The 19538-nt window shown below is 50.3% G+C and carries 24 protein-coding genes; 17 read left to right on the plus strand and 7 right to left on the minus strand.

Going from position 1 to position 19538, the window contains the following annotated elements:
• Positions 1–27: 27 nt before the first annotated feature.
• The 6 genes from CGL_RS09200 to CGL_RS09225 form a co-directional block, all read right to left on the minus strand.
• Positions 28–774: a hypothetical protein gene (locus CGL_RS09200; protein ID WP_011014690.1), complete on the minus strand. Its 747-nt coding sequence runs from the start codon at positions 772–774 to the stop codon at positions 28–30.
• Complete coding sequence (locus tag CGL_RS09205; RefSeq protein ID WP_011014691.1) at positions 771–2627, minus strand: LGFP repeat-containing protein; 1857 nt, start codon at positions 2625–2627, stop codon at positions 771–773. Before CGL_RS09205 ends, CGL_RS09200 begins: the two co-directional genes overlap by 4 nt.
• Positions 2628–2795: 168 nt before the next feature.
• The gene (locus tag CGL_RS09210; RefSeq protein WP_011014692.1) at positions 2796–3089 is read right to left on the minus strand and encodes a hypothetical protein; all 294 of its coding nucleotides are present in this window, start codon (positions 3087–3089) and stop codon (positions 2796–2798) included.
• Positions 3090–3170: 81 nt separating this feature from the next.
• The gene (locus tag CGL_RS09215; protein ID WP_208400638.1) at positions 3171–4391 is read right to left on the minus strand and encodes a hypothetical protein; all 1221 of its coding nucleotides are present in this window, start codon (positions 4389–4391) and stop codon (positions 3171–3173) included.
• Positions 4384–5562 carry a hypothetical protein gene (locus CGL_RS09220; RefSeq protein ID WP_011014694.1) on the minus strand — a complete coding sequence of 393 codons (1179 nt, stop codon included), beginning with the start codon at positions 5560–5562 and terminating at the stop codon, positions 4384–4386. The genes CGL_RS09215 and CGL_RS09220 overlap by 8 nt, the downstream gene beginning before the upstream one ends.
• Positions 5563–5567: 5 nt before the next feature.
• A complete protein-coding gene (locus tag CGL_RS09225; RefSeq protein WP_011014695.1) occupies positions 5568–5900 on the minus strand; it encodes a hypothetical protein in 333 nt (110 codons plus the stop codon).
• Positions 5901–6008: 108 nt separating this feature from the next.
• On the opposite strand from CGL_RS09225, the gene CGL_RS09230 reads away from it, so the two are divergent.
• Positions 6009–6647: a thermonuclease family protein gene (locus CGL_RS09230; RefSeq protein ID WP_011014696.1), complete on the plus strand. Its 639-nt coding sequence runs from the start codon at positions 6009–6011 to the stop codon at positions 6645–6647.
• A gap of 298 nt (positions 6648–6945) precedes the next feature.
• Here the strand turns inward: CGL_RS09230 and CGL_RS09235 are convergent, their stop codons facing one another.
• Positions 6946–7089: a hypothetical protein gene (locus CGL_RS09235; protein ID WP_158295297.1), complete on the minus strand. Its 144-nt coding sequence runs from the start codon at positions 7087–7089 to the stop codon at positions 6946–6948.
• A gap of 174 nt (positions 7090–7263) precedes the next feature.
• On the opposite strand from CGL_RS09235, the gene CGL_RS09240 reads away from it, so the two are divergent.
• From CGL_RS09240 to CGL_RS09315, 16 genes are all read left to right on the plus strand, one after another.
• Positions 7264–7830 carry a hypothetical protein gene (locus CGL_RS09240; protein WP_011014697.1) on the plus strand — a complete coding sequence of 189 codons (567 nt, stop codon included), beginning with the start codon at positions 7264–7266 and terminating at the stop codon, positions 7828–7830.
• A gap of 93 nt (positions 7831–7923) precedes the next feature.
• The gene (locus CGL_RS09245) at positions 7924–9378 is read left to right on the plus strand and encodes a hypothetical protein (RefSeq protein ID WP_011014698.1); all 1455 of its coding nucleotides are present in this window, start codon (positions 7924–7926) and stop codon (positions 9376–9378) included.
• Positions 9379–9404: 26 nt separating this feature from the next.
• Positions 9405–9866, plus strand: coding sequence for a hypothetical protein (locus CGL_RS09250; RefSeq protein ID WP_011014699.1), 462 nt, complete (start codon positions 9405–9407; stop codon positions 9864–9866).
• 128 nt (positions 9867–9994) lie between these two features.
• On the plus strand, positions 9995–11137 hold the full coding sequence (locus tag CGL_RS09255; protein ID WP_011014700.1) for a hypothetical protein: 1143 nt from the start codon (positions 9995–9997) through the stop codon (positions 11135–11137).
• A 194-nt stretch (positions 11138–11331) separates the two neighbouring features.
• On the plus strand, positions 11332–12753 hold the full coding sequence (locus CGL_RS09260) for a hypothetical protein (RefSeq protein ID WP_011014701.1): 1422 nt from the start codon (positions 11332–11334) through the stop codon (positions 12751–12753).
• 53 nt (positions 12754–12806) lie between these two features.
• Positions 12807–13400, plus strand: coding sequence for a hypothetical protein (locus CGL_RS09265; RefSeq protein WP_011014702.1), 594 nt, complete (start codon positions 12807–12809; stop codon positions 13398–13400).
• A 68-nt stretch (positions 13401–13468) separates the two neighbouring features.
• Complete coding sequence (locus tag CGL_RS09270; RefSeq protein ID WP_011014703.1) at positions 13469–13867, plus strand: hypothetical protein; 399 nt, start codon at positions 13469–13471, stop codon at positions 13865–13867.
• Positions 13868–13926: 59 nt separating this feature from the next.
• Positions 13927–14166, plus strand: a complete 240-nt coding sequence (locus CGL_RS09275; protein WP_011014704.1) for a hypothetical protein — start codon at positions 13927–13929, stop codon at positions 14164–14166.
• A gap of 664 nt (positions 14167–14830) precedes the next feature.
• The gene (locus CGL_RS09280) at positions 14831–15457 is read left to right on the plus strand and encodes a single-stranded DNA-binding protein (RefSeq protein WP_011014705.1); all 627 of its coding nucleotides are present in this window, start codon (positions 14831–14833) and stop codon (positions 15455–15457) included.
• 118 nt (positions 15458–15575) lie between these two features.
• The gene (locus tag CGL_RS09285; RefSeq protein WP_011014706.1) at positions 15576–16157 is read left to right on the plus strand and encodes a hypothetical protein; all 582 of its coding nucleotides are present in this window, start codon (positions 15576–15578) and stop codon (positions 16155–16157) included.
• Between the two features lie 24 nt (positions 16158–16181).
• Entirely contained in the window at positions 16182–16646 is a 465-nt protein-coding gene (locus tag CGL_RS09290) for a hypothetical protein (protein ID WP_011014707.1), read from the plus strand.
• 56 nt (positions 16647–16702) lie between these two features.
• Positions 16703–17212 carry a hypothetical protein gene (locus CGL_RS09295; RefSeq protein ID WP_011014708.1) on the plus strand — a complete coding sequence of 170 codons (510 nt, stop codon included), beginning with the start codon at positions 16703–16705 and terminating at the stop codon, positions 17210–17212.
• Between the two features lie 219 nt (positions 17213–17431).
• Complete coding sequence (locus tag CGL_RS09300; RefSeq protein WP_011014709.1) at positions 17432–17992, plus strand: hypothetical protein; 561 nt, start codon at positions 17432–17434, stop codon at positions 17990–17992.
• A 119-nt stretch (positions 17993–18111) separates the two neighbouring features.
• The gene (locus CGL_RS09305) at positions 18112–18384 is read left to right on the plus strand and encodes a hypothetical protein (RefSeq protein WP_011014710.1); all 273 of its coding nucleotides are present in this window, start codon (positions 18112–18114) and stop codon (positions 18382–18384) included.
• A gap of 13 nt (positions 18385–18397) precedes the next feature.
• Positions 18398–18880: a hypothetical protein gene (locus CGL_RS09310; RefSeq protein WP_011014711.1), complete on the plus strand. Its 483-nt coding sequence runs from the start codon at positions 18398–18400 to the stop codon at positions 18878–18880.
• A gap of 18 nt (positions 18881–18898) precedes the next feature.
• The gene (locus CGL_RS09315) at positions 18899–19471 is read left to right on the plus strand and encodes a hypothetical protein (protein ID WP_011014712.1); all 573 of its coding nucleotides are present in this window, start codon (positions 18899–18901) and stop codon (positions 19469–19471) included.
• Positions 19472–19538: the final 67 nt, after the last annotated feature.

The raw sequence follows: 19538 nt of genomic DNA on the forward strand, positions 1-19538 counted from the left end.
TGCGACTATTACCTTTGACCCGGCGCACTAATCAATTTTGAAAACGCGCACCATTAGGTAATCTCTCGATAAATAGTGTTTGGCCAGTAACAGACTCAAAAGCTTCTGCAAACTTGTTAAATCGTCAAAACAGCCGTTGACAAAGCTCTCCCACCACCGCAACTCTGCATCATGACTCCAATAAAATTCCTCAACCGGCATTTGATAGGCATAACGTTCAGCTGTAGAAGGCCCCAGCATCATCCAACTCGTCGCTAATGCTGACTCCCACAATTCAAGATCTGTCTTTTCGAAAACCGAGCTAATAGGACTAGGCGAACCAGGACTCAGTGCACAATATCCCACAAGCTCACAACGTCCAGCCGACTGCGCCCACTCCTGATCAGGATCAACAATCAGCGCACGCCCAACCTTGACATCAATTCCGGTGTGCTGCACAAAGAACTCTAACCATTCCTGTAACTCAGATACAGTGAGCACATCCGGTAGATCAGCTACTAAGGATCTTATATTGGACGAGAAAAGTGACCACTTTTCAGCAACGATCGCTTGAAAAAGACACTGCCGAACAGCTCCGGCTATGCGCTGATTAGTAAATACATTACCTGGGAATGGTAGTGAACTACCGTCCCTTTTTGTCACTCTAGAAAATGCATTCCACTTTCCCATGATGTTGATGAGTAGAAAATCTAGACTTAGCGATGGCCCGATAAAGCGAAATCCGGAAGTTTTATAGCCTCTAGTGTAGATGCACAGTTGATGGGGTTCTGTCATATGCGAAGCTTATTATAAAGATTCACATGATCAGGACATTGGGAAATTTCAGGCTCGTGTTCGATTCCACCAGGTGGGGTTGAATTACACCATGCTGAAATTACCCCCTTGGGTCTGTTCGAATTTGCTCCAGTGAAAGTATGAGGATTGTAAATAATAGTCACCCATTGCGGAGCGTGCATTTCTTTACATCCTGAGTTCTTATTGAATGTATAAGTTCTGCAATCTAGAAAGTACACCGTTTTCTCGAACTTGTAATAGCTGGTTCCTGGCGATGAGCCATAATCAATCACCGCTTTATCTACTACGGCCTCAGCCATAGCGTGGTTGGCGAAGTTGTGTTTGCAATAGTTTTTTAAATATCCCCAGCCTTCATTCCTGTAACGGTCATAATGCCCTTTTCTCACGACAAATCTGAACTCGGTGGGGAAACCTCGCGAACTATACTCTTTTTTGATCGGGCCACCATTCTTTTCAATGTTGTTTTCAGTTTTTCTCTGCTCATCTAAATCGGGAAGATTCTTGCAATCCACGTATTGTGCACGCTGGGAAAACAGGGTCATCTCTTGGCTCGATGAGGATGAGCCGCTACTTCCAATTGGGAGGAAATCCTCCAAACTTCTTTCTTCATCGTCAGGAATCCATGTCAGTGCATCACCTGAGCCTAAAACAACACCTCTGGTGAATTCTTGTTCGAGTGACTCATTTAATGATGTCAATGATGGTATCGGCCACCCTAAAGGAGTATCGGTATTTTGGTATTGCAGCCACAGGGAGTAAACATCACCATACAGCTCTCTGGCGCCTAGGATTCCATTCCACGCAATCACCCCGCGCTCCGCAAAATTCACCACATGGAATAGACCAGAAACCTCAGGTGTTTCATCTGCTTCAGGAAAACCTAAACGACCCGTCTCCCGACCCAACGCATCCCACACCCGCTGCGTAGCCAAATACATAAACCGTGTCTGACGATCATTTCGCCACGAAATTGTTCCATTGGAGAAATTATTGTAAAAATACTCAGTACCGCTAGGTAGCTCATTAGTGATCGGGATGCCAATGGCATGATTCGAGCCGCCAAGTTCTTCGTAGCGCTGTTTAATATCGCCCCACACAGCACCGCCAGTCAATGGGTTGTAATAGTTGTCACCACCTTGAAAAGTCTGTCGCTGAGTAAGGGGATAGTTTGTATCCATCGGACCAGAGGTTGGGTACCCCAATGGCCCTGATTCCCAGTTCAAGGTCCCCCACTGCCTCAAACCGTCCAGGGTCACTGCATAAGCGCCTGTGTCTGGATGCCAATAGATGGCACCCCCAACAAATTCACTTCTTTTGCCAACACCGTCGGGATTGGTCAACTCGTTTGACTTTGGTGGCCCAAGCCATGACAACTGACCTCCAACCTGCCGATAAGCGTCAAGAATCCGGCCACAAACTGAGAAACCTGTTGGCCACATAGCCTCACACCCAGTTGCAGCCATCAATCGTGCGCCCTCATTAAGTCGCGCTTCCGCAACCTCCACCTGATCAGCTTCGTCCTTGCTCACCCCCTCCGGTAACTCGATGACATCTGAGCGCATTTCCCCTGCAACGATGTCCCGCTTAGGTAGCGGAAGTTCCTCAACATTGTCTTTACTATCGTTGACGTGCTCGTGATACTCAATGACTACTTCTGGATGTGCTGATTCGAAATCCTCAAGTTGTTCCTTAACAGTCGGAGCATTCCTATTGGGAACATAGTCAACACCATCATCAGCAAACTGCTCATCACTGATTTCTTTTACAAGCTCAAATTGATCTTCCACTTGTGCTTGAGCTACCGGAGATGCAACCCCGATGGCCAGCAACATGACAGCAGAAACACCCACTAGTCTTCGTACCAACCGCTTATATCAAACCTTTACCTGTCGGAAAATATGTACAAACTGAGGATAGGTAAAGAATTAGTTAAAAGTTGGATGGGAGAGAAAATACATGCTCTTTACCCGAAAAGAGGGGTGAAAAGACTGTGTTGTACTTTAAGTGGGAATAGGCTCTCCGGTAGACGGATCGACACCATACACGGTCTTAAACATTTCTGGTGCCACCACTGCCTGATAGTTCAATGCAGCATTGAAGGATGCCTCATCGCCAGATTCACGAAAACGGTCAAGTCCATCTCCTAGTAGTGAAAACATGGCTTCATTAAGCACTCCTAGCTGCTGATCTCGTGCATCGTCACGCTCACGAAGACGCTTTACCTCAGCTGCCAAGTTATGAATCTGCTTCTGCTGATCTTTGATGATCTCGCCAGCAGTTCTCGTCTGTGCCATAATCTTTATTCCCCTTTTTAAGTCACTAACTTTATCTGTTTGATTCTTACTATATCTGCATCAGTATTAAGTCGAAAGCCTTCAGTCATCATTTCGCACCGCATGGAACTGTCTCCCGGCTACGTCTTTCCCCCGCTGCCACTCATGCTCCGATGACTTTTTCAATACAGCAAGCACTTTCTCATGCTTTTCACTGTGTAGATCAATGTCTTCTACTGCTGAACCAGTCGCAATATCACCGATCATGAGGCGTTCTGCGAAAAACGCACTGAGCAAATGCTCAAAAAAGAAATTGTCGCGTTCGTTTTGTACGCTGCGCTTGTGCAAAAAGCCCAGTGTCTTGTTGATCTGCGCCATCTGCTGCGCCTGTTCATCAAGCGCGTCATTGACACTTTCCTGCCAACCTACAGATCGGTGTTCATTGAGAATGTCGAGCACAAGCTGGTCATCGTCACTTAAAGACACTAATCCTTGGACATCTTCGTGATTCGCCAGCAGTGACACAATCCCGAGGTTCACCAAGATCCCGAAAGGAATAGGGCCTCGAAACGTCACACCCTGCTGTGCAAGCTTCTTGTGCACATGATCCTGCAGTAGATCGGTCAGCCTGGCACTCGTCCTGTGCACAGTACGCAGTTCATCCTCTAGATCCACACCATCGCCATCACGCAACGTAATGCTTGACTTAAAGGCCACCACACCTGCACGCGGTGTACACGCTGCTGCATCGGTGGTTGTGCGAGCGCTACGTTGTCGTCGCGGTGCCTGTTTCACAGATTTTTTGCCAGATCGCTTGGGCTCCTGTGCTAGTTGGTGCTCTTTCGCGGCGTCTAGATCCGCAACTACTTCAACAGCTGGCGCCCCCTGGGTCACCTCTGCAGATTCTGCAACCGCCTCATGCAACACAGGCGCCTGTGCTACCTCTGTCACAACCTTTATCTCTGATTGCACCCTCTCTCCACCTGACACTGCTGACTGCCCCAACCATGTCTGAGCATCAGTGACACCCTGGTAAATATCGCGCAATCCCAGCATCTGCTGAAAAAGCTGCTCCTGCGCTCTTGTCACCGTACCGGCAGCAACACCCTTGTTAATGCTCTCAGTTAAGGTCACCCATGAGCGCCCATAAGCCGGATGTGTGCTATCACCAAGAAGCAGATTCCTTAACTTATCTGAGCCTAAAGACAGCTTGTCCCACAGCTGTGACAGCACACTGTGTAGCCGTGCATTACCAGCGACAAGATCCACCTCATCAAAACGAACACCATCGGTCACCACAATTGGTGTCACGGCCTTAGTCATGATCACCACCACCCTCGCCCATCAACGCAGCACTAAGCTCTGCAGCGAGCGCATCAACTTCTTTTTTAAGCCGTTCATTTTCTGCTTCTAATTCATGCTGCTGCTGAGCATGGGATTCACCCTCGGCAAGTGCCTTAGCGTAGACCTCATCAAGTTCCTTATTATGTGCCACCTGAGTCATCAGCCCCAAGCGTCGCAACACCACGCTGTGCTCAATACCGTTGAGCTGCATAAAAGACCGAATTGCCTGATCAATCGGTGTAATAGTCTCACCCGCTAGATCGACACTCATCTCTACGTGCTCAACCTTGGGTACCGGCTCTGGCGTTGGTTCTGACGCAACGACCTGTTCAGCAACAACCGCTACGCTGTCAGCGTCATGAGCAGGTGTCACCACAACCTGTTCATCAACGTTGTCTACTACAGCTATATCCTGATCCATCTCTACGTTCTCCTTCTCTGTTTCCTCGGTGGTCTTTATCATTTCGGTGACATCATCATCATGGGGCTCGTTCTCCGGTGGGCGCTGGTAACGATTTTTAAGTTCTTCCAGCATGATCGCCCCATCAGCACCGACAAAGACGCTGAGATCCTGGTGTCCATCTCGCATAGCCTGCTCATGCCTTATGTGGCGGTGAACATCAACCTGCCCAAAAGCCAGCTCAAAATGCGTACCAAAAAACACTCCCGCCCCCACATCTGCGGCAGTCGCGCCAGCTGTATTCTCTTGCCCGCCATCATCTATGTCGGTGTTCACTGCCGGTTGTGTTCGGATGGGTGGTCCTGGTCGCAGTGCATTGGGTACGGGAAGTCTGGGTCGAAAAGATCGCACCGCTGTCGCAGTGCCGGTGAAATCACGGGGATTGTCTACCGACTCTTCGTGACTGCCCTCTTGTGCAGACTCTTCTGTACTTGTCCCAGTGTCTTCAGCAACAGCCTCAGAGACATGGTTATCACTGCTCAACTCACCTAGCGGACCAGCGTCACGGGGTTCATCCTGAGCAAAAGGGTCCTCATCAAACTCGTCCTCATCATCAAGGTCTGCTGCATAGTCATAAGGCTCGACTGACCCTTGTACGCCAGCTTCAGCCTCTAATGCAGCTAATTCATCGGCTAAGGCAGCTTCCTCAAGGGCAGCATCCTCTAAGGCTTCTCGTTCCTGCTCGTTCATCGGGTTTAACCCAGGTCATCGAGATCATCAGAGAGATACGAGTCGCCACGAGTCATACCGATAATGGTGTTGAAACCACTAGTTACAACTGTCGTGTTGTTCGCCAACTCACGACCAAACGAGCTGAGCTGATCAATGATTTGGTTCATGCGGTTATCCAACAGTGAATTCGGAATAACGTGCACACCGTTATCACGATCAATCTTCTCTCTGATCGCCTCTTCTGCATACGCGCTCAGCGAGATACCTTTTCGATCTGCCCAATAAATTGCCCGCTGGTGGGTGTCTGAATCAAAGCGCAGTGTGGCACGTACATGAACCTTTTTCTCGTCTGCCATGTCTATCCCTATTCTCCGAAAATCCATTAATGTTAATGATTAAGTTAGTCTATTTCATAGTTGATTAACTTATCCACTACCCAGACCTCTACAAGAAAGTTCCCCAGAATGTCACTATCTATTAGTTTTCATAAAATTGCACTCTCTGCCACCACCTTGCTTGGCGCTGTCGCAATCTCTGCCTGTGCGCTAGTAACTCAAGCACCTCCTATTAACGCAGCCCCGGTTACTGGCAGCAGCTCATTAAGCTCCACCCTCGACCTGGGCACCACCACCCCTACCAGCATCGACACAGTAAAACTCACTCAGCAAGCACAAAATCAAGCGGCACCACGCGTTGCAGCGAGCCTGGTGCGCGTGGTTGACGGCGACACCATTGTCGTGAACTATCAGGGTGCTCAGAAAACTGTTCGTATGATCGGTATTGATTCCCCCGAAACCAAACACCCCACCAAGCCTGTGGGCTTCTACGGACCAGAATCTTCACAGAATCTCACCACCATGCTGCGCGGTGCCACCATCACACTAGAATTTGATTCCACCCAAGCCCGCGAAGATCAATACGGACGCCTGCTTGCTTATGTCTGGTACACCAAGGGCGATAGCGGTCTTAAGCTTGCCAATTTGGAACAAATTGCCTCAGGCTCTGCTGCTGAATACAGCTTCGACACCCGCTACAACCACCGCAATATTTTCCTACGTGCACAAACCCTTGCCAAGGCAAGCAGTCTAGGTATGTGGGGTTAAAAGAAACCCACCTATACCAACCACAAACCCCCAGCAACGTGCACCGAAGTCACGGTGGTTGCTGGGGGTTTTACCCTGCCGGAGGCAGGGTCGGGTCAACATGCGCGAGAAGTTTAACAGCGCATGTTAGCCAATCGCGTTCATGAGCTTGACAAAAAAGTTGAGCAAGCCATTGGCGTTGTCCAAAAAGGTGCCGAGTCCATCGGAGCTAAGAACACCTTCGAGCTTTGAGCTGAGTCCATCCATTGTGTAACAACCTTTCTTGAGAATTTTTTAAGAGAGAAAAAGCAACGCCTGACTAGGCGCTAAATGCCTCGCCGTAGCCTTCGACACCAAGTTCAGTAGAGATCAAACCACCAAGGTCAAGCAGATCCCCAAAACCAAGCACCTGCGAGATCGCACTGGCGCTGAGCAGACCTTCCAGCACTGCACTAAGCATCATCACCACAAACTTTCACAGTAGTTTTTTCATTAACTTTGTTGATTAAGTTTCAATAAAGTTTACTATATACTAAAGTGGAAACCAAAGACGAGGAAAGTATGTCTATTTGTTTGTCCCCAGGTTGTCCACATTTGTTTTATTCCCCGAGAATGTCCTAGAAAGGAACTCGACCCCATGTCCTATTCACTCATTATTTCTAAAGCACCAACCCACTCCATGCCTTTTAATGAGGCTGAACTCCTAGAGCTTGTCGATGAACTGCACTCCGACAACACCGTGAAAAAGCCGGTTATTGTGCCACTCCCCGATGATTTCTCCTACACCGTAGATAGCGCCGTGCGACTACATGATTTGGGTGTTGACCAGGAACTGACTGACTGGATTACTGCACAAGTTGCTGCAGCCTATCCAAACCAGATCGTCTCAGAGATTGCTGCTGCCCCTGATCCGCAAGCCAAGACCTTATTCTCCGCCAATGCGTATAACACCAGGTCTTTTGGTACTTTTTGGACTGAGCACCCTATTACACAGCTCCAATACAAGCGCTGCTACCAAATTGTCATCGAGAACGTTACGGGTGTCTATCATCCGTTACCTGTTGATAACTACCGCTACGTACCCCCTGTCACGCCCTCATTGCCACAGCCGGTCTACCACGAAGCTATCGCCTTAAATGAGTCTGATGTCGCTGATCACGGTACTCGTGCAGCCAAGCACGCAATGATCAACCGCAACGTATAACCACACACGCCACAGATACTCAGCTATCTGTGGCGTGTTGTTTTACATCAACCTCTCACCCATCCCCCATCACTATTAAAGAAAATCACCATCATGACCCACACTGATACCCCAGCCCCTGCACACGGCGTAACACCGAGTGAATTCGCTGTTACCTCACACGAACTCACCACCTCACCAACACCTAGTCCGACACAGGTCGCTATTGCAGCCCAGGAAAAAATTCGCCAGCGCAAGCTCGAAGAGCTTAAAGCAAAAAAGCGCACAGACACGACAGCTCAACCACTTCTACCTGCACCTGTGCTGCATACACGCCCACTCCCCTCACCGAATCCACCGCGACCATCTCCACCGGCACCTACCACTGGACACTGGGAACTTCTTATTGTCAGGTCACAGCAGAAGAAAATGACCGCAGCCAATCCCTTTCTCAAATTCCTTCATCTCGGTAAAGCCTTCAACGTGAAAGACCTAGGGCTCACCTGCGATCGCACCACTGATGTTGACCTCTCACGGCTAGGCAAGCTCAATCCGCCCAGCTCACTTATCCTTGAACTAGCAACGGCACTTGACCTGCATCCATTCCTCTCAGTCGCACTCTCTTCGCACAGTGCGGTCAACGCCCGTCGCAACCAACTTGAATTAACCCTGCACAACCATGACACTCAGGGCACAGCATTAGGTCACAGCGTTACTATGGTCCAGCTACCCGAGGTCATTAATCGAGCTGCTGTAGAGCCCTATATCAAACCCAAGGGCTCGGGCAATGACCCGCTTGACCAAAGCCTGAACCACCGCGCACCCACCGTAAGTGACGTGCAAAAAGCCCTTGTGCAGGAAAACACAGGCACGGCAACAGACAGCAACAACTACCTGCTTCCTTTTGATCCTGATTCTGGTGCACCAAAAACCACCGCGCTTAATGCGCCTAATAAGGATCTCCTACAGGCCAGGCATGAGCTTGCCTATATTCCCGAGATCCCCGCCATTGCATCGTGGCTCGATCACCTTGACCCCATCATGCGTGTGCACCGTAGTCTTGCGCTTTCAATTTTCCCAGTGCAGCTTCTACGTGCTGCCGTTGAGAATCTCCCTCATAACGTAACCGATCTGCATAATCACCTTGATCCTGAGGATCTGCTCCCTGAGGAACTCACCACCTGGCTCGATCACCTCTTCGATGCAGACTTAACCGCTCTCGCTTCATGCCCACAGCTTGCACCACCTATCGTGCGCAGCCACAATCACGCCAAAGCGATCGCAGCTATCACCGTGACCTCTGTCATGGACGCTCTCATCGCCAAAACTCTTGATGCGCATGACGATCCACTGCCCTCACTACCGGAGTTTGTAGAACTACTGCGTGACGCTGTAGCCCAGCTCGCAGCGCATTTTAAGCAGCAGCGCGGCGAGGTACTACCGCAGCCCAATGGCTTGCGATACGCCACCGACTTTGGCCTGCTCTCTTATATTGCCGATGGCTTACATGAATATGCACTTGCCATCGACTTCGGGCTGATCTACCCGAATGAACTCATCACCGAGTAAACCCACTCCTAGAAAGGTCTTTACCCATGTCTCGTATCATCACTGCTCCCGTCCACAAGCCTTATATTATTGCTCGTGAAGTCAAGGGGGTCTCCCATGTCCACGACACTGTTGGCGGCAAGTGGCAGGCCACCTTGCACACACTTAAACCGGGGCCCTCCTGGCCGAAACCGTCACAGTTCACTGCGCCTAAATCCACGTCCATCTGGTTTATTGCGGTAGCAACCCACCCACGTAACCCACGGGCACGCAAAGGTACCCTACTTGGTCGCGGTGGTCTTTACGAACTCAAAGACACTGATCTGAACTTTCTCACAGAGCGACAGGATTTGCTCGCCACATCTACCTCTCGTGACCCAGAGGATTGCCGTTTACGCTTTAATTCGCGTCACGATGCAGCAGCATTTTTACATGCTAACGCCCGCCACATCAACAAGCTTTTTCATCCAGCACTAGGTCATGCTCGCTACGATCTCATAGATGTGTAAGCACAACGCTTAGCTTATGAGCCCAAAATAACTACTACCCCCTCCGGGTGTGGGGTAGCTGTAACAACTACCCCACAATCTCAGCCGGTCTTCCATACATAACTGCGAAATTGGTTAGAGTCTTTTTCATGATGCTCTACCAACACACCACACGCGGGCTGATCATTAGTGACGCGATCATCGCGAAAATCAGCCAAGTCAACCAACTGCTGCTACTAAGACCCACGCTGTTGCAAGACAAAGATATGCACCATGCGACATTGAGTAGCGACACCCCATCAATTCGCAGTCGCCGTCGCTCCTATCGCGAGAATAAAGCCGCCTATGCGACCACGAGCACCATCAGAAACCGTGAGACCTTTTTCAGCACATCTGATATTGATTTCGCCATACTCATGATTCAGGACGTACAAGAATCTCTCGTATCTTTTGACCCCACCTTGGCTCAAGATATGAAGCCAAGAACCAACGCAGTCATTTCTGCACTCAATGAGCTACGCGAGCCACTGGATACCTTCTACCGTGCCCATGAATACGGTGACATCATCAGCGATGGTGCTTATGAGTTCGATCATGCTGCCATTGATGCACAACACAGCCTTAGTGAACTCGTTGCCGGTCTGCATAATTATGACAACCTCATGTTTCCCCAGGAAACCGCTCCGTTGATGAGTGAATCCAATGGCATTCAGCTGGCTCAGTACTATAAGTCCACCAAACTCGATGAGTCACAATTGACGGTGGAACCTAATGAGCCTGGTATCAGCATTATGTGGCACGCCCATGATTTCACCTGGTCTTGCCTAGTGCGCTATGACGACATGAACCGTTACCCTGAGCATTTCAGCATTTCTTTTAAAGACATGCTGATCCCTGAACAGATCTATACTTTCCACTTCACCCCACGTGAGGCAATGCAACTGCGCAAGGTACTTTTTAATGCCATCGCTGCCTACAAGTCTCAGACATGGGGTGATGAGAACACTGATCTCACCAAGGCTGAACTCGAATTTGGTGGCACCTCCATGACCTTCCGCGCCGGCCTCTCACAGCTTAGCGTCACCGGACCTCCTGATCACCGCCAGGTGTTCTGCTTGTCGTCTTCTGGTCGTGAGGATCACAACACCCCGCCAAACATGCGAGACGGACATGTCATTGATATTGCGGTTACTCAATTGTCCACCCTGCGTAACCTCATTCGGGTACTGTGCACCACTCACCCGGATCATTCACCAGCACTGCTACCTTATGGTCAGCAGTACACCATCTAACATGCTCTAACTCGACCCCGAAACACCCTGTCGCCATCATTGCGACAGGGTGTTTTTGCATGTCCGGGGTCATGTGAAACTCAGACTAATTACTTTAGTATTTAGTCAATTAGCCAACTACGATAAAACTAGTGAATAAACATACTAGTTCACTTTGTCGCGCTTAAAATACTAGAAAGTAATATAAAAAACTCATGCGTTATACTCCCCGTACCCACCGCGCACTCGGACTTGCTGCACTTACCGCTACAGCTCTCCTACTGAGCTCATGCTCGACCACCGCTGACCTTCTCGGCGCCGATTCTGTGGCGCAGGCTGTCACCGATGGTGGCTCTGCCCTTGATCCCACTGCAGCTCATGTGCTCACCATCACCAATGCCACTGCAATGACTCTTGCTGAGCTACCAGAAAACACCGACCCTGACGCAGCCAATAACACGGAGCCAACAATGGCCCAAAGCGCCCTCAAGCGTATTTACGGTCTCGAAATTGCCGCCGATGGCACTCTGATTGCTGTCGCAGCGCCATTAACCTCGCGAAATAGTGGTTCTGAGCAGCCTACTGTCGCAGCAATGGCTGATCCAGAAAACAATGCTGAACTCACCACAGCACATATTCTTGAGATCGACCCAGCCACAGGAACTGCCACACCACGTCAAGATATTGCTCTGACTGAAGATTTTCAGACCATGGCTAGCTCTTTTAGCCAGATCCGTAATGGCTGGGGTACTACCCAACTCATCGGACAACACCCTGATGATCCCAAGCAACCTATTCGTTCAGCTGATACCTGGACTGTCACCGGCTCCACTCAGATCACCGGCTTTAACACCAACACCCCAACGGGAACCGAAGATGCTGCCTACACCATGCCGGCGACTGAGCCAGCTGTGGGACTGTGCGCTCTAGAATCAGGCTCCGATGCACCACTGGATGAACACCGTGAGCTCAGCACCAGTGCATTGCGTACCGCATCAGTATTGTCGAGCTCTGGATCTGCCACCCTCAAGCTGCATGATCCTATGGTCATGTCTGCTACTGGCATTGTCCAAGCACGCGCCTATGTCGATGGCGAAGTCATTAACCAGCACGAGATTGGCGATCTCCGCGAGCAGCTCGGTATCAACATCGAAGAATCTGAGGCTGCTCAAGCAGAATCGGATGCCCAAGCAGCCACCGATCACCCACTTGCAGCCCTGGGCTTAAGCAACCCCACCAGCTCAGCGTTGGTTCCAGGTCTTGCTGAGCTTGATTGTCTCAGTGCTGACCAGGCTGCCACCTGGCATAACCGCGACACCAGCATTGGCACCGGTAAGCCCAGCGTGCTTGCTGTCATCAACGCGGAAATGGCCGATGACTTTACCCTGCAGCTGTTGAGCTCAGGTGCCACCACTGCCGAAACGCAGCTTGCCCAGCTGCCGGATGAAACCGCGTTCGTGCTCATTGACCCATCATCTGGTGCTGTTACTGACCTGTTCTTTATCCAAAGTCTCAACACTGATCTGCCGGCACCAACAACCCAGATTAATTCTATTGCTGTTGATGAGCGCGACCCCAACATCATCTACGCCACTTTTAGCGGCGATGACCACCTGTACCAAATGATGCTGGGTTAGTTACACAACTAACTAACCAGGCACCAACATTTTCTTAAAGAAACACCCTTATCATGACTTTTCTCCACCCCAAGGCTGCGTTCTACCCTCTCACCATGGATCATCTTACCGATCTCGGTCTTGATCCTGAGCAACTCATTAATGAGTTGCCGACGATTACCTACGACGTTCAACCACACAATGTCTTTGTTCTACAGTTCAGCACCGCCGATGTGCGCGTCTACCAGGAAGGTAATACCCTTTTTATCCGCAGTGCTGAATTAATCAACCCTGAACTACGACAACGACAGCGCACACAGCTCAACGACGATCTCAACAACCCTGCTTCACTTCGCGTCTGTGATGAGATCAGTGGCCGCAGCACCGTGTTCCTCAAAGACAAAAGTGTTGTCACTCACGATCACGGACCAATTGCTGTGATTCCGCATAATCCTGATGAAGCCAGCGCCAAGGCTGTCGCTACCAAACATAAGCACACCTTGTCCGGCGCTACCTCTGATCACCCTTATGCCGGCATGACGCTTAAAGACATGATTGAACAGGGCTTTACGCTCACACCGCTGGAATTCCCGCTCTGTGCTGTCGATGATCCAACAGATTCTGATCGCACCATGCACGTGATCAATGTTCGCGAGCACAGTATGTAGATTCTAAAGTGCGGTACAACCTGTACCGCCCACACAATTCCACCCTTTAAGAAAAGGACTTAGCCATCATGACCACCTTCGCCCTTATTGCTAGCCCCAACAATGTTGATCCCACTGCTGAGTCCCCACTCGCCATTGAAATCCATACCGATGAGGACAGCAGCTATCCACTAGGGCTTATTGACTCAGACCACCTGGTTCCTGCTGTGATTTACGGCGATATGGTGATCTACACCAAAACACTGCTCGCACAGACCCCACCAGATGATGTGTCCACTGCTAGCGCCTTCTTCGACAAACTCACCGCACTTGACGCTCAGGGTCGCACCCGTGATCTGGTCTACAGCGCCACCTACAGCCAACTTGTTATTGCCGGCCACAACCGCACTGTATTAACTGACGACTCAGAGTTCTACGATGAGTTTTACCAGGTTATTGAGGCTGCTCCTGGGGTGATCTTGAAATGATGTTTATCGGGCAACACCTCACACTTAGGCTAGGTCTCTAACATGAAGCAGATAGCGCCATGATCAATCTTTTTGCTGCAGCCCTGCCCGCATTCGAGCCTTTGAGTATTACCTCCATACTCGTGCTCGGTGCTGTGGCATTGATCTGTGGCCTCCCTGTTTTTCTCGCACTGGAAAAAAGCGCTGAGCTCGATGATCTCTTCGCAGCACTCATCATCGCTGTACTTTTAGGTTTTGCTGCTTATACGTTTGTGCTCCCCAAGCTCGTTGAATTGGGCTGTACTATTTGCCAGCTCTGACTAGCGACACTTAACTTTCCCCAGCCTGGCTGACTTCAGCTGACTATGCGTACTTCTACATGAGCTTCGTGACCCCCGCCCTTACAGATGGGGGTTGCTGCGTAACAACCGCTCAACAAAAGAAAACAACGCATAGCTCGCCGCGAATACTACTATCACCTCGAAATTCTGGGGGGGGTTCCACCCATGTAAAGACCCACGGCAGTTCCGTCACAGTGACGGACAATCCCACCCTAACCCCACACCTTGTCGCACTCTGATGTGCCTTCGGTGCGGGTTTTTTCATAAGTACTGCTGTATGCACAGACTAAAAGACACAAGCAAAAGACCAATGACAGCGAAGCTGCATTCGGAAAAACAGGCGAAGCCCTAAAAGCTCCAAAAGATGGAAAAAACTCAACGACAGCATAGCTGCGTTCGGGGACAACCATGAGAGACGACAAAAAAACTCTCAACAATAAGAGCTCGGTCAAATACCTAGTTCTACAGGATCTAAAGAGTCAGAAGACTTCTAAAAGATCTAAAAGACTTTAAAAACCAACGACAGCATAGCTGCGTTCGGAAAAACTCTTGAAAGGCTACACAGCCAACAGCTTAAAAATAAGCACTGTGGGTCTTAAACACTCAATCCTTCATTCATCCATACCATTAAGGGGTATTTACCATGTCTGCTAATCCTTCCAATAACTTCAACGTCATCGGCCGTCTTGCTGCTGATCCAAAGATCTTCACCAACCCAGATGGCTCCCGCAACATCCAGATCGCCGTATACTCCACCAACAACTTTGCTAACCGCAATGGTGTCTATGAGGACTCCATCGTTCCGCTCACCCAGTTCTACTCCGCATCCAAGGAAGGTAACGGAATCTACTCCTACCTCAAGGAAGGTGACCAGGTTGCGGTCAACGGCTACATCCACCAGGATCAGTTCACTGACAAGTCCACTGGCGCTAAACGCTACGAGTTGAACCTATCTATCGACTCCATCCAGCCGCTTGAAACCAAGTCTGCTGCTGACGCTCGCCGTGCTCGCAAGCAGGTCGTTGAGGCAAACAAGGCGCAGGCTGCTGCACAGCAGGCACCTGCACCAGTTCAGCAGTTCGCTGCTCAGGACGCACCTCAGTACGCAGGTAACCCTTTCGCTGGTCTCTCTCAGACCCAGGCACCAGTTGCAGCCCAGGTTGCACCACAGCCACAGTACGTAAACGATCCTTACGCACAGCCACAGGCAGGTTTTGTTCCACCTGCACCAGTTGCTCCACAGGTTGATATTGACCCACGCTTCATCTAAGAAGCACCACTACTAAAGAAACCCCCACCACCCAGTATCTGCTGGTGGATGGGGGTTTCTTTTTCTCGCCTAACTCTATTCCTCTTTTTACCCACTGTTAATCCAGAAGGATTCCCACATGTCTACAACCACTATCAACATCATCATCACCAATGGCGCTGCACCACACCCAACTAATCTCAATCGCGCAGAAATTCATGATCACCTACCCCTCACTGCCTCTGATTCGGAGCTAACCCGCCCCTCCCAGGAATCAGTTCTCTATGACCATGAATCCGAAACTGTCTTGCGCACCATGGTCATCCCTGCAGACCTGCACGTCGCTATGAAGCATCTAGCTAAAAAACACAACCTCACGGTCACAGAGATCTCGCGCATCCTTCTGCAGCGCTACATCGACCGCAATATTAACCATGTAGAGCAAAACCAGGCTGAATCCGACATGGTGGAAGTCTTTGCCAGCCAACCAACCAATGCAACCGCAATGATCCCTGTACCTGGAACCAGCTTCAGGCAAATATTTATCAAGCACAGCACTGGTTTCTGGAAAAACATTGATCATGATCTTGTCGATCTCGACGCCTCTAAGACCCCGCGTGTACGCGACCGCAGTGTCTTACCACAACCTCAACTCCACAGAGCGTTGTTATCAGATGCTGATATGGCTCGCCTTGCAGCACAACTGACCGACAAACACTAAAACCTCCACAACAAGGACATCATCATGACTACTCGCACCGTATCTACTTCTGCACCCCATGTCACTGTCAACATCAATACCGCGCACAACAAAACACGCACTGTTACCAATGGCGCCAGAAAAACTAATGCAGAGCGTGGCAAGAGCTGCATCTCATTTCGTGTAGGGCCAGAATTGTTTGATGAATTCAAAGCGACCTGCATCGACAACGATATTTCCATGACCAAGGCGTTTGAGAAAGAGCTTCGCACCTGGGTTGATGAGCACAACGCTGGTGCAACAAAGAAAAGAAACACCCATCGCACCTACGTACAAGCACCCGTTGGTACTGTCGCCACCAGCTCTATTCCAGGTCTTGGGTTATTTACTGTGTTCAAGAAGAGCTCTGATCAGATGTGGTACGACCTGGAAAGCAGCCCGCTGATCGCACAAGAGCCCATGTCGAATATGGACATGCATCGTAACGGCTCTTTTGAGCTGCACCTGTAGATCTCTCTCTCGACCACACACAGCTCTCACCACCTCCTAGAAAGGACGGTTTCACCATGTCTAAAAAACGCGACCACCTCACCGTCATTCCTGACCTTGAGTCACGCACCCATCACAGCCGCAGTACACAACCGCCAACTACGCTGCCCGCACCACAGCTGACTATTATCACCGCACCAGACAAGCATCAACCACAGCTTCGGGTTGTTAAAAACACCACCACCCCATCTTCTGTGCAGCCCTCGCCGATCAACTACAGCTTTACTGATCCTGTACTTCGCGAGGCTCACTATGCATTCCAGCACAGCGAACTTGCCAGGCCAACAGTCCTGGACTCACACTGGGTTCGTCGCGCACAAGAAGAATTCGACACTGAGCATAATGCTGCCTATGTCCGTGCCGCTGACCAGCTCTTATCCCCTTTTGATGCCTACATGCTCGACAACGGCGATGTTTACACCAAGACCCCACGTGCCATCAGTGCTGCTGAACAAGAAGAAATACTTGAGCACTTGCACGAACACCATATCTGCTGGGACGAAGAAGCTGAATTCCTGCTGCGCTAAAGGTTGCCACTGGTTTCAGGTGTGTGGGTAGGCACAGCCCGCCTGGGCGGGACTTGAGCGGTGCACAACACAGCAAAGCTGTGTTCGGCTGAATGCTCGAACACAGCTTGTTTGTGTATCCCAACTACTATGCACAGCCCGTAACCATCGAGCCGGCTAAAATCTATCAACAGAAAAACCACTGCCTATTTGACCATTCTTGTGCAAGAAAGTACACCTATGCCCCACGACGTTTACGATGTCGAACACATCATTTCCAAGCAACCTTTCTGCTCCATCTTTTTCCAGCTCCCCGCTGCAGCGCTGAAACCTACTATTCAAAAAGCTGCCACCAACCGCGACCTTACTAAGCTCAACACCGAACAGATCGCTGAGAACCTACAGCGCTACCTCGACACCTACAGTGTCATGTCTCACCAGCGTGTCACCATTGAAGAGGTCACTCATGTGCGCAACCCTCATGAGCCTGATTATGAGTTTTCACCACAGTACGGTGCACATATCTCGCTCATCGGTGAGTCTTATGCTGTGAACACGGCCACCAACGAGCCTTATGCCACCGACTCCGAGGGCCATCCTCTCGCACTGTATTTTGAAATGAGTCTCGCGCCCGAGCTACATGGCGTCATCCATAAGTTCTTCCCTGGCTTTAATCTCGGTGGCGAGTATCTGCCGGCTGATTCTCGCGACATCTACACCGAGCTCAATGACCTGCTTGATTCTGATGATCTCGTCGGCACAGACATCACGATCCAGATTGATCGTGCCAACAAAGACTAAGCCACTCTAGCTAAACCAACTTACCCCACCCCAACACCCCATGAGGCATCTGCTTCATGGGGTGTTTTGCTATGCCGCAACACTTTTCTCAAGAAAACTACAGAAAGGCCCCCGTCATTATGTCTGCACCGCTCACCATTCATGATCTGCTGTCCACCAATTCGAAGCTTAACCTCAAGTGGCTGACCTGCACTGTCTTGAACAGCCCAAATCTCACCGAACCCTGCATCACGGTTTCTGTGAACCACACCGAAGGCATGTCCCTGGTCTCTTTCGAAGGTGGTCACGGGCTCACCGAGATTGCCAACACCCAGCTAGTGCCTGTGCTTGAGCTACCAAAGTTCAATCCTTTTGAGGCACTTGCTATCCACCTTGAAGCCGCCAACAACTAAGAAAGCATCCTTCATGACTGACAACGCTGACAACACCACAGATAACGTAACCAATAACTCAGACACCAATCTCGATTACAGCTTCGACCCGCTCCCTGACGAGCCCTATGCCTACGGCTTTGAACTGGTCGCTGCTGATGCACACTCTGACTCAACAACAACCAGCACCGATACCCCAGAGACTGTCGCTGTGGCACTTAAAACCCGCGAGGACACTATCAACTGGGTCAACACCCAGCGTGCCGAAGGTAAACCCGATGAAATTCGTATCAATAACCCAATTCGATCAGAGCGTATTGCTGAGTTTGTCCACGAAATGATCATGCATCACGGCCTCGTAGCCTGCATGGAAGATCTCGCAATACTTATCAAGCGCGACAAGCTCACCCAGCTGGAAGCCGAAAACGCTATCACAGCCTGGCACAACCTCACCAAAGAATCCCTTGGTCAGATCATGGGGCTCTTCTATCAGTACGTCGAAAACAACACAAAATAGGAAAGAAGAAACACCATCATGTCTGACAACACTCAGGACAACCCTTTCTCCATCCGCTACGCACACCCTGACCACCAGCTCGCTCTTAATGAGCTTGTTGATACTGCCGATCTACCTGCACCAACAAGCTATATGAAAAATCCCTGGTCCGGGGACAACACGCCTATCGCCGAGTGGCGACGCGAGCGCATCACCCAGTGGCAGCGCACCGAGATCATTGTCAATCAACGCGATGATGACGATCTCATTCACGTCAGCTTCCCGAAGCTCGGCCAGCACATTCAGCTCAACACCGACGATATTCTCGCATTGGTCGCAGCCTGCGTCACACCCACTGCTAACGACATTGAGGCAACTATCGAAGAAAATCTCCACTCATATCCGCACGATACGGTCATCATGTTTAACGCAGATGATCTAGATGATGCCCTTGGTCTCGTTGTTGCCGTCAAAGACGCGAGCGGGGAACACTCACCGCGCGCTGTCTGGCGCACCAACACCGATCATGGAGCTCTTGACGAGACTGAACTCGCGCGGCTCATTCTCAAATTCGGTGGCAGCTTCGATGACTACGGCGTGCTGCAACATTAAACCGACTCACTAAGCACCGCTTTCTCTATCCCCTCTCTCTTCGTACTCAACCCCAGTTCATACAGAT

The sequence above is a fragment of the Corynebacterium glutamicum ATCC 13032 genome, assembly GCF_000011325.1.
GTDB classification, from domain to species: Bacteria; Actinomycetota; Actinomycetes; order Mycobacteriales; family Mycobacteriaceae; genus Corynebacterium; species Corynebacterium glutamicum.